Source organism: Planococcus sp. TJ-201 (genome assembly GCF_058268495.1).
Genome location: NZ_JBZDOG010000001.1, coordinates 280,660 through 293,446 on the forward strand (window position 1 = coordinate 280,660; position 12,787 = coordinate 293,446).

General features: G+C 43.2%; 13 protein-coding genes. 1 reads left to right on the plus strand and 12 read right to left on the minus strand.

The features are described 5' to 3' along the window. Nucleotides 1-8: 8 nt before the first annotated feature. The 10 genes from AC4EG4_RS01545 to AC4EG4_RS01590 form a co-directional block, all read right to left on the minus strand. Nucleotides 9-1,193, minus strand: a complete 1,185-nt coding sequence (locus AC4EG4_RS01545; protein ID WP_490986742.1) for a hypothetical protein — start codon at nt 1,191-1,193, stop codon at nt 9-11. After that, complete coding sequence (gene sigX, locus AC4EG4_RS01550) at nt 1,183-1,716, minus strand: RNA polymerase sigma factor SigX (RefSeq protein WP_490986743.1); 534 nt, start codon at nt 1,714-1,716, stop codon at nt 1,183-1,185. The genes AC4EG4_RS01545 and sigX overlap by 11 nt, the downstream gene beginning before the upstream one ends. A gap of 46 nt (nt 1,717-1,762) precedes the next feature. Next, nucleotides 1,763-3,544 (minus strand): ATP-binding protein, encoded by a 1,782-nt coding sequence (locus AC4EG4_RS01555; RefSeq protein ID WP_490978039.1) that lies wholly within the window; start codon nt 3,542-3,544, stop codon nt 1,763-1,765. Continuing rightward, nucleotides 3,537-4,253, minus strand: a complete 717-nt coding sequence (locus AC4EG4_RS01560) for a response regulator transcription factor (RefSeq protein ID WP_490978038.1) — start codon at nt 4,251-4,253, stop codon at nt 3,537-3,539. The genes AC4EG4_RS01555 and AC4EG4_RS01560 overlap by 8 nt, the downstream gene beginning before the upstream one ends. Before the next feature lie 218 nt (nt 4,254-4,471). Further along, nucleotides 4,472-5,656, minus strand: coding sequence for a c-type cytochrome biogenesis protein CcsB (gene ccsB, locus AC4EG4_RS01565; RefSeq protein WP_490978037.1), 1,185 nt, complete (start codon nt 5,654-5,656; stop codon nt 4,472-4,474). Beyond that, nucleotides 5,653-7,311: a cytochrome c biogenesis ResB family protein gene (locus AC4EG4_RS01570; RefSeq protein WP_490978036.1), complete on the minus strand. Its 1,659-nt coding sequence runs from the start codon at nt 7,309-7,311 to the stop codon at nt 5,653-5,655. The genes ccsB and AC4EG4_RS01570 overlap by 4 nt, the downstream gene beginning before the upstream one ends. Before the next feature lie 13 nt (nt 7,312-7,324). Beyond that, complete coding sequence (gene resA / locus AC4EG4_RS01575; RefSeq protein ID WP_490978035.1) at nt 7,325-7,885, minus strand: thiol-disulfide oxidoreductase ResA; 561 nt, start codon at nt 7,883-7,885, stop codon at nt 7,325-7,327. A gap of 91 nt (nt 7,886-7,976) precedes the next feature. Further along, nucleotides 7,977-8,708 carry a pseudouridine synthase gene (locus AC4EG4_RS01580; RefSeq protein ID WP_490978034.1) on the minus strand — a complete coding sequence of 244 codons (732 nt, stop codon included), beginning with the start codon at nt 8,706-8,708 and terminating at the stop codon, nt 7,977-7,979. A 255-nt stretch (nt 8,709-8,963) separates the two neighbouring features. Beyond that, nucleotides 8,964-9,554, minus strand: a complete 591-nt coding sequence (gene scpB, locus AC4EG4_RS01585) for an SMC-Scp complex subunit ScpB (protein WP_490986744.1) — start codon at nt 9,552-9,554, stop codon at nt 8,964-8,966. Continuing rightward, on the minus strand, nt 9,532-10,305 hold the full coding sequence (locus tag AC4EG4_RS01590; protein ID WP_490986745.1) for a segregation/condensation protein A: 774 nt from the start codon (nt 10,303-10,305) through the stop codon (nt 9,532-9,534). Before AC4EG4_RS01590 ends, scpB begins: the two co-directional genes overlap by 23 nt. Before the next feature lie 82 nt (nt 10,306-10,387). Between AC4EG4_RS01590 and AC4EG4_RS01595 the strand changes: the two genes are divergently transcribed. Then, nucleotides 10,388-10,888, plus strand: a complete 501-nt coding sequence (locus AC4EG4_RS01595) for a DUF309 domain-containing protein (protein ID WP_490986746.1) — start codon at nt 10,388-10,390, stop codon at nt 10,886-10,888. Nucleotide 10,889: 1 nt separating this feature from the next. Here the strand turns inward: AC4EG4_RS01595 and AC4EG4_RS01600 are convergent, their stop codons facing one another. After that, on the minus strand, nt 10,890-11,249 hold the full coding sequence (locus tag AC4EG4_RS01600; RefSeq protein WP_490986747.1) for a GNAT family N-acetyltransferase: 360 nt from the start codon (nt 11,247-11,249) through the stop codon (nt 10,890-10,892). Between the two features lie 180 nt (nt 11,250-11,429). Beyond that, a complete protein-coding gene (lysA, locus tag AC4EG4_RS01605; protein ID WP_490986748.1) occupies nt 11,430-12,752 on the minus strand; it encodes a diaminopimelate decarboxylase in 1,323 nt (440 codons plus the stop codon). Between the last annotated feature and the right edge of the window lie 35 nt (nt 12,753-12,787).

The following is a 12,787-nucleotide window of genomic DNA, read 5'->3' on the forward strand; positions in this document are numbered from 1 at the left end:
TCTTTTTCTTATTGTATTGGCCATTCTAACAGGTTTGCGGCTGCTGGTACCGGTAATGGCTGGCTAAAGTCAAAGCCATTCCAAACTTCCATCTGCAGCCCTTCCACTTGAACGTTTTTCCCAAACGCATCAGCGGTCAACGCAAAGCTTTCCATCATGCGAACTACTACGAGAGGATCAAGTGAATTCAGGTCAACTTCCTCTGCGATTTCCACTTGCACTTGATCTTCTGTTTCTGACACTTGAATCTCAATGCCTGGAGGAACTGTAGCCTCATAAAAATCGTTCGGACTTTCTGTAAGGGCCTCAATTGCTTCACCTGCAGCAGCAAATGGTATATCATACCCTGGAACCAGATATACTTTACCACTTGATGATTCAAAAGAATAATAGGCAATGTTTTCCTCTTCTGGAACAACCGGCTCTACTGGACCAATTTCCGAAAACTCTGCAGTCGTGCCATCTTCATTCGCTACTTCAATTTCTTCGACATCCTTAAATGTCTCTAAAAGTGTATTAAAGTAAACTCCCATACTGGCAGAAGCAAGGTCGTACTGGTGGTCCTGCGGCAATATATGGCGAATGCCGTTCGTTGTTTGTTCAAAGGTTCCTGCATATGGATGATACTCATCAAATCCAAGTAACGTTTCATCAATGTTATCCGCATATTCTTGATACAGTTCATACGATGTCGGACTTTCATCTCCGAATGCCACTTCTATTTGTTCACGGGGAATCAGGAAGGAGACAGGTATGACAAATGCATTTTCAGTCAAGCCAATGGTCATCAATGTTTGGTCTCCAATGGCTTCTTCGTAGACCGCTGTGCGCTGCGGTAAGTCCGTTTGGGCTATTGAAAACTGATCCGGCTCTCCAGTTCCTGATTCTTCAGCTTCAGGAGCTGCAGAGTCTTGCTCGGTCTGTTCAGTCGTCGTTGTATCTTCAGTTGACTCTTCAGCATTTTGAGCTGTATCAATCCCATTTTGGCTGATAATAGTGGCGACCAATATCCCCACCGTAACAAACCCAAGTGCAGCGACCAGTAATGGAAGCCATTTTTTTGGACGTTTTGGGACCTTTTCTTTCTGGGTCAACCGATTGTAAACTTCTTCTTTTGTTCGGTTATCTTTGATTGCGGGGAAATCCTTTAACAAATCTTCGATGGATTCATCGGTCCATTTGTTATTCGGCATTTTCATCTCCCCCTTCCCTCGCTATTAATTTTTCACGCAATGCTTTGATTGCGCGGTGCTGAGTGGTCTTCACTTTTCCTTCTGTCCAACCTAAAACATCCGCGGTTTCTGCTATTGATAAGTCTTGGAAAAAGCGCATAATGATTACCATTTTTTGGTCTCCGGTGCACGTATCTAAAGTTTTGTACAACAGTACTTTGTCTTCATTCAACGATGAAACTTCTTCCGGAATCCGCTCCGTCGAAACCAATTGCTGTGTTTCCCAATCAAAGTATTCCATTGAGTGCTTTTTGCGCACGGCCATTTTTCGAAAATGATCGATCGCCACGTTTTTTGCAATGGAAAACAGCCATGTTTTTTCTGAGCTTTTTCCTTCAAATCGGTCATAAGCCCGAAAAGCCCGAATATAGACTTCGTGCATCAAATCTTCTGACAAGTGCCTGTTTTTCACCAAATAAATTAAAAACTGAAAAACATCCTGGTGATACTCTTCGTAAAGCCGATGGAAAACGGAGTCATTCAATATACTCCCCCCGTTCTTAGGATTAGTCGTCTCTGTCTTTGTAAAGTTACATATTTTTTAAGGGCAGCAAAAAGACAAATGAAGTCCCTTCCCCTACAGCACTCTCGGCATAAATTTTGCCCTCGTGCACTTTGATGATGTTGCTTGCAATCGCCAGACCAAGACCGGTTCCGCCTTTGCCCAATGTTCTTGCCTTATCGGCTTTATAAAAACGTTCAAATACAAATTCCAAATCTTTTTCTGAAATGCCCACGCCATTGTCGTTAATCGAAATTTTCGCGTACTCCTGTTGTTGTTCGACACGTACAATGACTTGCCCTTCTTCAGGAGTATGGCGAATTGCATTATCGATTAAATTGGTCATGACCTGCTCAATCCGATCCTCATCCATTTCACTGGCTGCCCAGTCATCGAGTGTTGTTTCAAAAGAAAGTTGAACACCGCTGTCTTTGGCAATCTGTGAAAACTTAAGGGTCATGCGTTCAATAGCACTGTTCAGTTGGACAATTTCCTTATAAATCCGCATGTGTCCAGATTCCATTCGCGCCAGGTTTAATAAGTCCGTGACCAACCGGCCCATCCGCTGCGATTCTTCATAAATGATTTTGGTCATCTCACGGCGCTCTTCTTCTGTTGCGCCAACATCATCCAGCATTGCCTCGCTGTATCCTTGTAGCATTGCAATAGGTGTCCGCAGTTCGTGCGAAACATTGGCAATAAAGTCCTCGCGAAGCTTCTCTAGCCGGTGCTGCTCGGTCATATTATGCAAAACGGCAACAGCGCCCCGAATCGACTCACCGCTGTACAAGGGGCTGAAATTAATGGCATAGTAAGCTCCTTCAATTTCCAACTCTTCTTCAATTTCTTCTTCAAAAACGAGCACATGGTCCAGCATATGAAGCATCTCGGCTGGCAACGGCTGGGCTTCGGTAGAGCCGTTTTTAAAAATCCATTGCTGCAATAATCTCTCAGCTGGCGGATTGCTCAGCAGCACCGTTTTATCTTGATTGAAGGTAATAACCGCATCTGCCATCGACGTCAATATGCTAGATAGTTGCTCTTTCTCTTGATTGATTACTTCTACATGGTGTTTTAGTTGGCGGCCCATTTGATTAAAGGCTGTCGCCAACTGGCCAATTTCATCGCTGGAAGTTGCTCTAACTTTTGTATCGAAATTGCCTTTTGCCAGTTCAAATGCACCTTCCCGCATTTTTCGGAGTGGAGAGGTGATTCGGGATGATAAAAAGAAGGCAAAAAAAGTAGTTAGCAGAAGGGCAATAAACGCGGACAGGAAGACGATGTTAGTAGTTCGCTCAGCAGTTCGGTCCATCACTTCCAACGATTGGTAGATGAATACAACCCCGTGCTGCTCTTCTCCTGTCTGCAATGGACTGGCTAACACGATATAAGACTCCAGCCGGTTTTGTTCTGTCAACGAAGGCAGAAGCATTTCTTTCATCACGGTCTCATCCGATTCGAATACTTGTTGAAAAGATGGCTCGTTCAGGATTTTTTCACGGGTTTCCGAGCCGTTCAACCCGTCGTGAATGTAGTAGCTGTCATCAAAGGGCTCTTCAGCGATGACGGCATTGGTTTCTGTTCCAATGACATCTTCGATAATTTCCAGCGAGCTTGCTACTTCAGCATGGTCGTTGAAAATATTGGCAATCATGTTCGCTTCACTATTCAAAGTTTCTTCCACCGTTTCGCTATGATAGTTTCCAAGAAACTCCAAAAGCAGAACCGTCACAATAAAAAGGACAAAGGAAACGAGAAGCAGGATCGTAATCCAAAGCTTCCCGACGACACTATTCCATATTCTATTCATTGCCAACCTCGAACTTATACCCTACGCCCCAAACAGTGACAATCATTTTCGCTGCAGATTCTGAAACGCGGTTCAGTTTTTCACGCAGGCGCTTGACATGTGTATCAACCGTACGCAAATCACCGAAAAAGTCATAATGCCAAACTTCTTTCAGCAAATGCTCGCGATCAAAAACTTTGTCTGGTGCTTTTGCTAAAAAGTACAATAATTCATATTCTTTCGGTGTTAAATTCACTTCTACGCCATCAGCAGTAACGCGGTGCGCATCGTGATCAATTGTTAAATGAGGGAATACAACCAAGTCTTTCGAGACGGTTGAATTGGAAATTGGAGAATAAGCTGATGATCGACGCAAAATTGCTTTCACACGCAGCACTACTTCTCTCGGACTAAACGGCTTGACGATGTAATCATCCGCACCAGATTCAAAGCCTTCCACCCGATTGGCTTCTTCACCTTTTGCAGTCAGCATGATGATTGGCGTCATTTTTGTTTCACGCAATTCGGTAGCCACTTCTACACCATTTTTCTCAGGCATCATTAAATCTAGCAGGATGCAGTGATAATCTTTTTCCATTGCCATGTCCAATGCCTGAACACCGTCTTCTGCCTCTTCTACCAAATAGCCTTCACGCTCCAGATACATTTTCAGCAATCGCCGAATCCGTTCTTCGTCATCCACTACCAATACCGTAATCTCTTCAGACATGATAACCCCTCCAACTTTCTTCTGTTATGTTTCATTGTACCGATAACTCTGTCAAAAATAAAGAAAAGCGTAGACCCACAAGCAGATTCTACTTTCCCAATAGGTACAGGTGAAGCGTTATTGTTCATACCTCCATAGTGAGAAATAATTAAAATTTTACATGCTCGAGAAAGGATAAAAGAAAAGGCCTTTTCCGTTACCGGAAAAGGCCCGTCTCTTTATGCGTAAGAATGCAATCCGGCGATTATTAAATTGACAGCAACCAGATTAAACATAATGATTGCAAAGCCGACAACTGCCAGCCATGCAGATTTTTCACCTTGCCATCCTTTGCCCAAACGCAAATGCAGGTACGCGGCATAGAACAACCAAGTGATTAATGCCCATACTTCTTTCGGGTCCCAGCCCCAGAAACGGGACCAAGCAATTTGTGCCCAAATCATGGCAAAAACCAACGCACCCAATGTAAAGATTGGGAATCCAATAATAATGGCCCGATAGCCAATTTCATCCATCAGCTGCAAATTAACATTTTTAACAAATGGCTTCAATAGCGCCGAAATGCGTTTTCTGAAAATCAAACGAATCAACCAATATATGATAGTTCCGACAATGACTGACCAAACTACAGTAGTCAATTTGCCAGCATGGACAAGCGCAGGCGTTTCAATTAGAGGCGTCATGGCATCCTCTGTTAACGCGACATACTCATTCATCCCAAAAATAGGGGGCATAGCATAAGTAATGGCTGTTTCCTGATCTTCTTTGTCCACATAAGTAAACTCTGCTTCGTAGCCGGTCAAAGAAAAGAATGAACTTACTACAACAAATCCCACTACAAGAACTAGCGAGTACATCATCGCTTCTAACCAGAAACGCTGCTTGGATTTCTTGTTTGGATCTACAACTTTCAGCAGATAGATCAAACCGGCTGCAGCGCTGATGGCGAGAATACCTTCTGCAATAACAACTGTGCTTACGTGAATCGCTAACCAGCTTGTTTGCAGTGCTGGAATAAGCGGGCTAACTTCACTTGGAAACATACTGGCAAATGCAATAATCAATAAGGCAACTGGCAATACAATCATGCCCAGAACTGCCGTTTTGTAAAGGAAGTATAAAATGATAAATCCTCCGACTAATGTCATGCCGAAAGCAGTCGTAAATTCGAACATATTGCTAAGCGGTGCATGGCCAGTTGCGCCCCATCTTGTAAAGAAGTAACCAAGATTTGCCGCGAAACCAATGAGGGTAATGGTAATTGCAACTTTCCCCCATCGTTTTTCTGAGTTGTATGTTCCTTCTTTGTTGCCTTTTACTGCTCCACCAAATACAAATGTAGCAATAAGGTAGGCAATAAAAGCCACATACAGAAGATTTGAACTTAAATCGGCTAAATTCATAACGATGCTTCACCTTCCTTTTCCGCTTTCTCTTCTTTGTCGATTTCATCCTGCTGATCTGCGTACGCGGGCAATGAAGCATACTCAACAACTTGATCTAGATCTTTTTTCAAACCGAACCAGTTTTTATTGGTATGTCCAGCTAATAGGATTGTACCATCTGCCTTCTGCTGAATCCAAAAACGGCGGTGGTTAAAGTACATCCCTTGTGCCACACCGATCATGAAGATTAAACCACCTAAGCCGAGAATCGGCAAGGTGCTGTCCTTACGAACTGTAAGACCTGAAACATCACGTGTATCTGCGCTTAAGAACGTTAATTTGAAATCATTTTCCCCTAAAGGCTCTACCGTGTTTTGAATTGTGATAAAACTGGTTTCTCCTTCAGGAGTTTCTGGAGTTGTTAGTTCTACTAGGAATCCAGGATTGTTCGGCAATGGTGTTGCAGTTTGCGGTTCGCCATCTTCAAAGCCCGAAAAATCTGGGTAATAACCGAGCAATTCAACAGTAGAACCACTTTCAAGTTCATAAGTGTCTACCGGATTGATTAAATCGATGGTCAACTCTCCAAGCGATTCTTCCGTTTCTTTATTGGTCAAAGCAAAGGTCATTGCTTTGAGTTCATCCAAACGGAAATCCATTTGATAAATCGCATATCCATCAAACTTCAATGGCTGGTTAACACGAATTGGGTATTCCGTAACAACTTCTTGGCCATCTGCTGCACCTGGCAATGCATCTTCAGAATCTTGATATAGCACAATATCCGTCTGATAATTTTTCGCTACCGTACCGACACGGTCCAAGGCTTCACCGAAAACTTCTTCTCCGCCTTCACCAGTATAATTTTCGAGTGCAAATCCTTTGTTTTCAAGATAGTAGCCTGGCACTTCCGGAATCGCGCGTGTTTCACCTTCACGGATCCACAAACTTTCATCAATATAAAAGCCTGGAATCATGCGCAGCATGACGCCAAAAAGAAAAATGATCAAACCAATATGATTTACATAAGGACCCCACCGCGAGAAGCGCCCTTTTTCCGCTAAAAGACCATTTTTATCCGTTCGGACATTGTATTTTAGTTCTTTGAGCTTCGTTTCTGCTTTTTCTAGTGTATCTTCAGCTCCAGGACCGCTGCCATAAATACGCTGTTTGTCCATAAAGCTTGGATGGCGCAGAACTCGTTGGTTTTTTAATGACTTATAAAGCGGGACGAAACGGTCTAAGCTGGCAATTACCAGCGAAATAGCCAACATCCCGACTAATGCGATAAACCAAAAAGAGCTGTACAGATCGTGGAATCCTAACGCATGATAGACGCGTCCAATACTGCCGTAAGTATCGGCATAATATGCTTGGATTGTTGCCTCGGTGCTGGCAGGAACAAAAGCCTGCTGCGGGAGGATTGTTCCAATGGCTGCTGCTACCAGCAAGATCACAATAATACTGACGCCCACTTTAACGCTTGAAAAGAAATTCCAAATTTTGTCGATAATTGATTTGTTATACGTTTGTGAACGTCTGGCTGTTCCTTCGTATCGCATATCCACCAGTTTGCTGTTTTGATCTTTTTCAGTCAAAGACCGCCCGCACGATTCACAAAGTTTCGTACCAGGCGGATTCGTATGACCGCATTGACATTGTAAATTTTCCATCCAAAAAATCTCCTTATTCAGGTTTGATTTCTTCCATAAACCCTTCAATATCTTGTTCTGTCATTTCTCCTGTAACGATGCGCTGAATGTTGCCATCCGGGTTAACAAGTACCGTGGTAGGCAATGGCCTTATGCTATAGGCCGTCATTACACTTTTTGTTTTATCGATCACTACTGGAAAAGACAAACCATATTGATCAGCGAAAGATTGGACTTCAAAATCAGATTGAGCAATATTTATCGCAAGCACTTGAACACCATCGTTCGAGAAAGCTTCATACTGTCGATCCATAGCTGGCATTTCTTTCGCACATGGCTTGCACCAGGTACCCCAGAAATTCAAAAAGACTCCTTGGCCTTCATAATCCGATAGTTTATGGTCGTTGCCTTCAAGATCCACCAGGGTAAAGTCAGGTGCTTTATCTCCGACTTCCAACAGGCTAACTTCTTCGGCTGTAGCACTGTTGTAGATGGTATAGCCAATAGCTGCTATTAAAATTGCCAAAATAATGGTTCTAGTTATTGCTCTTTTTTTCTTTTTGTCGTTCTTTTGTGGAACTGCTCGTTCATCCATGCTTGTTCCTCCTTCGAGGGATATTATGCAAACTTAATTATAACAAAGTTTAAACAGCCACAAGTCTGGAGTTTTGAAGTGTTTGTGAACGTTAAACGCGTTTTCCTGTTTCAGCGAGAACACGTAATAGTTTGACTTCATGCGCTGAAAGCTCTCTTGATTCGCCTGCATTTAACCCGTGGAGGGTTAGAAAAGCAAATTGTTCACGGCTCAATTTTTGTACCGGGTAGCCAATCGCTTCGAACATTCTACGGACTTGACGGTTTCTTCCTTCGTGAATCGTAATTTGAACAATCGCTTTGCCGGTCTTTTTATCACCCGATAAAAGCTTAACCTTGGCCGGTGCAGTCATGCCATCTTCAAGTTTGATGCCACGTTCCAATTTTTTAAGGTCGTCTCTTTCCGGGATTCCTTTTAAGCGGGCGATATACGTTTTATCAATTTCAAACTTTGGATGCGTCAGCATATTGGCAAATTCGCCATCGTTAGTCATAATCAATAAACCCGAAGTGTCATAGTCCAAGCGGCCAACCGGGTAAATGCGTTTTTCGATATCTCCAAAAAAGTCGGTTACAACTTTGCGGTTTTTATCATCCGAAACAGCAGAAATAACGCCACGCGGTTTGTACAGCAAGTAGTAAACTTTCTGTTCTTTTTCAAGCTGAACGCCTTCAACTTCGATCTTATCCGTGCTTGATACTTTAACGCCCAATTCTTTGATCGTTTTTCCATTGACTCTTACTTTGCCGTCCAAAATCAATTGTTCCGACTTACGTCGTGATGCCACGCCTGCATGAGCAAGTACTTTCTGTAATCTTTCCATAAATAAGTTCACCTCATTAGTATTTTTTTCGAAAAGCGTACGCGCTCGTCCAACCAAAGGCTGAACACTGCAGCAGGCAGACCGAAACGCACAATTGTCCGTTTGGGCCGTTCCTGCCAAGCACTGCAAATGTATTACAATTACTCGATATGCCGTTCGTTCCTCTCGGAATTATGTCACATTTCTTTCGAAAGCGGAAGCACTAAGCTCAAAAGAAAAGAAGACTGTCAATAGCGCAGCCTTCCTTAAAATGCATTATACTTTTACTTCTTCTTTGAATGTTTGTTGAAAGTTGGTCATAAAAAGATCTGCTTCTTCATCCACATCGTTCTCCATTTCTTCGAGCAATGGCGGGAGCTCGTCCAGATTTTTCAAACCAAAGTAATTTAAAAACTCTTTTGTCGTGGCGTATAAAATAGCGCGGCCAGTTCCTTCGACACGCCCTGCTTCCTGCACCAATCCTTTAGCGGCAAGAGTATGCAATGCTTTTTCGCTTTTCACACCGCGCAGGTCTTCCACTTCCACTCGTGTAATGGGCTGCTTGTAAGCGATGATGGCCAAAACTTCCAATGAGGCTTGTGACAATGCCTGCACAGTCGGATTTTCCACCAGTTTTTGAATGGTTTCAGCCACTTCCTGTTTGGTCACCAACTGAAAAACACCCGCCAGTTCCTTGAGGCAGATCCCGCTTACAGAATCCGAATAACGTACTTCCAATTCTTTTAAACCAGCGTGCAAGTTTTCGCTATCTGTTTCCGTTAAAAACTGAAGTTGCTTTAGCGTTAAGCCATCATCCCCTGCCACAAAAAGCAGCGCTTCTATTTTACTGGAAAGATTCGTCTTCATATTCCCACTTGTCCTTTCTAAGTTCCACCATTAAATCGGTGAAGTTTGTTTCCTGCTCCACCGCAATCACTTGCCGTTTCATTAATTCTAAAATTGACAAAAACGACACCACCAATACGGTTTTGTCATCCGAAGGAAACAGGCTGCTGAAAGATGTCCGCCCTTTGGACAATTTTAATTGGTTTACGATTGACGTCATTTGGTGTTTGATGGAAATCTCTTGCCTGGCAATTCGTGCAGACAAAGGCGCCTTTAGCTGCTTCCGGCGAAGCATTTTTTGGAATGCCCCAAGCATGTCGTAGGCGTTTACTTCGAGATCGACTTGATCGTACGGAATGGCGGACTGAATTCCCGATAAATCCATGGGAGCTTTTGTATAGATAAACGATCGCTTGCTTTCCAGTTCTTTTAAATTTATCGAGGCATCCTTGTACTTTCTGTACTCTACGAGACGCGACACCAACTCTTCACGCGGATCGAGCTCATCCAGCTCGTAATCTATTTCATCCATTTCGCCTTCGTGGACCGGCAACAAGGTCTTGCTTTTAATCGCCAGCAGCGTGGCTGCCATGACGAGGTATTCGCTAGCCTCATTTAGTTCCAGGACTTGCATCGCTCGTATGTGTTCCATATACTGTGAAGTAATCTGTGAAACAGGAATATCGTAAATATCAATTTCCAAACGGTGGATTAAATGCAATAATAAATCAAGAGGACCTTCAAAGGCCTCCACTTTTACTTCGTATGACATGATTGTACCACCTGACTGTTAAATTACTCATTCATCCCCATTAATGGGCAGTTACACTTATTATAGTAGAAAGGGGATCAAAATGCATCCACTTCATCATCCGCTGTTTATTCAATACATTGTTAATTTTAATAAAGAAAAAGATTATTTTGAATGCCATGAAGTTGGCGAAGACTACTGGAAAATGGTTGCACCGAAAGATAAAATGCATCCTCTTACCGGCTGGATTCAATTGGCTGTGGGCATGTACCATTGGCGAAGAAGCAATTATCCGGGAGCCTTGCGCTCTTTTATCCGTGCGAAGGTCAAATTGGCTTCTGGCGGCATTTGGGTAGAAGGATTCGACCACGACAAGCTGATCGGCATTTTAACTACTTCGATCGATGCTGTTACGGAACGGAAGCCGTTTTTCATCCAGGAAATTCCGATTGTTTCAGAAGAACTGAAACAGGCAGTGGAATCTTATTACTCCGGACTTCCCTTGATCGAGCAAGACCCTTATTATTTAATGCACAAACACCGGCTGCGCGACCGTTCTTCCATCATCAGTTTGCGCGAACAAAAAAAAAGGCGGAACCTTTAAATTAAAGGTCGCCTTTTTTTACTGGGCATTTCTTAAGAAACGCTTCGGTTTCTTCTGTTGCAAGCATCTGTCGATCCTGCATAATATCCTGAATTTTGTCCACCATTTCGTGCCCAATTCCTTCACCGCGATGGGAAGGGTTCACCGATAGATGGTGGATCGTATAAGACGCTTCGCCAACTTCCACACCTAATAACCCGACGAAATCATCCTCTTTTTTCCAAAGGAATAATTGCCAATCCGGATTTTCTTCATAGATATGCATCGTTTGCTGCAGTTTCTTCAATTCTCGCTCTTTCGGCATAAATGACATCAGCCCCATAGCGATTTTTTCGAATGATTTCTTATATCTGAATAACATAATTAAATCCCTCATTTTCGTCTAAAAGCGGCTTTATCCATACTACTATAGTTCACCTAATAACTCAAGAGAGCGTTTATCAGCCACCAGTGACATTTTCTGCGAAAAAGATCCAATACACAAATCCCCAAGCAATCGCCATTGCTAAGATGAAAAGCAGCAAAATCAAATTCGCTTTTTTCATTTTTGAACAGCCTTTTGGGAATAACTCAAGTCCTGTTTGATTAAATCATCATTCGTTTCACGCTTCACGACAAGCTGGTGTGCACCATTTTCTACGAATACTACTGCCGGGCGCGCAATGCGGTTGTAGTTGCTCGCCATCGAATACCCATAAGCGCCTGTACAGAAAACACTCAATAGATCTCCCGATTCTACAGCAGGCAGTTGTGCCTCTTCGATCAGTTTGTCCCCTGATTCGCAGCATTTCCCTGCAATGGTATACTGTTCCGTTGCTGCAACACTTGCTTTATTGGCAAGCAACGAGCTGTATTTTGCGCCGTATAAGGCTGGACGGATGTTGTCCGACATGCCTCCGTCTACCGCCGCATAGTTGCGGGTGCCTGGAACTTCCTTCGTTGAGCCAATTGTGTAAAGTGTCGTTCCCGCATCGCCAATCAACGAACGGCCTGGTTCGATCCAAATTTCAGGAAGCGGATAGTTGGAAGCTTCGGAAGTCTCCTGGACTGTTTGAATCATCTGCTCTACATAGACAGCAGGTTCAAGCGGCTGGTCCTCCTCTGTATAGCGGATCCCAAATCCTCCTCCAAGATTCAATACCGGACAAGTATAGCCGGTTTCTTCTTTCCAATAAGCCATTTTCTGAATCAGTTTTTCAGCTGCCAATTGAAATGCGCCTGTATCAAAAATTTGAGAGCCGATATGGCAATGAAGACCCATGAGTTTTAAATAGTCGTGATTATAGGTTTGTTGAAAAGCTTGATCGGCCTGGCCATTTTTCAAATCAAAACCAAATTTTGAATCTTCCTGACCAGTCGTGATGTAATCATGTGTGTGAGCTTCAATTCCAGGAGTGACACGCAACAAAATATTCATCGATTGTTTGGATTGCTCGGAAAGTTGCTTTAACAAGCTGATTTCATAGAAATTATCAACTACGATGCAGCCAATTCCCACTTCAAATGCCATTTGCAACTCTTCAAGGCTTTTGTTGTTGCCGTGAAAATGAATCTTTTCAACCGGAAATCCAGCTTTCACTGCTGTATACAATTCGCCTGCAGAAACCACATCCAGTGACAAGTTTTCTTCTGCCGCTACCTGGTAAATGGCAATGGTTGAAAATGCTTTACTAGCATAAGCAACCTGATAGCCAATTTCTGCTTGTTCAAAGGTTTGCTGAAACGCTCTGGCGCGGTCTCTGAATAATTGAATGTCGTAGACGTACAGCGGCGTGCCGTATGTTTTCGCCAATTCCACCGAATCGGTTCCGCCAATTGTTAAATGGCCCTGCTCATTGATTGTTTGTGTACCGTATAAATGCAATAAAAGCCCCTCCTGATGGTGTATGTATTGAAAAA

Coding starts and splice junctions, on each gene's coding strand:
- AC4EG4_RS01545 (WP_490986742.1), bottom strand. CDS start 1,193: ATGCCGAATAACAAATGGACCGATGAATCCATCGAAGATTTGTTAAAG.
- AC4EG4_RS01555 (WP_490978039.1), bottom strand. CDS start 3,544: ATGAATAGAATATGGAATAGTGTCGTCGGGAAGCTTTGGATTACGATC.
- AC4EG4_RS01560 (WP_490978038.1), bottom strand. CDS start 4,253: ATGTCTGAAGAGATTACGGTATTGGTAGTGGATGACGAAGAACGGATT.
- ccsB (WP_490978037.1), bottom strand. CDS start 5,656: ATGAATTTAGCCGATTTAAGTTCAAATCTTCTGTATGTGGCTTTTATT.
- AC4EG4_RS01570 (WP_490978036.1), bottom strand. CDS start 7,311: ATGGAAAATTTACAATGTCAATGCGGTCATACGAATCCGCCTGGTACG.
- resA (WP_490978035.1), bottom strand. CDS start 7,885: ATGGATGAACGAGCAGTTCCACAAAAGAACGACAAAAAGAAAAAAAGA.
- AC4EG4_RS01580 (WP_490978034.1), bottom strand. CDS start 8,708: ATGGAAAGATTACAGAAAGTACTTGCTCATGCAGGCGTGGCATCACGA.
- scpB (WP_490986744.1), bottom strand. CDS start 9,554: ATGAAGACGAATCTTTCCAGTAAAATAGAAGCGCTGCTTTTTGTGGCA.
- AC4EG4_RS01590 (WP_490986745.1), bottom strand. CDS start 10,305: ATGTCATACGAAGTAAAAGTGGAGGCCTTTGAAGGTCCTCTTGATTTA.
- AC4EG4_RS01595 (WP_490986746.1), top strand. CDS start 10,388: ATGCATCCACTTCATCATCCGCTGTTTATTCAATACATTGTTAATTTT.
- AC4EG4_RS01600 (WP_490986747.1), bottom strand. CDS start 11,249: ATGTTATTCAGATATAAGAAATCATTCGAAAAAATCGCTATGGGGCTG.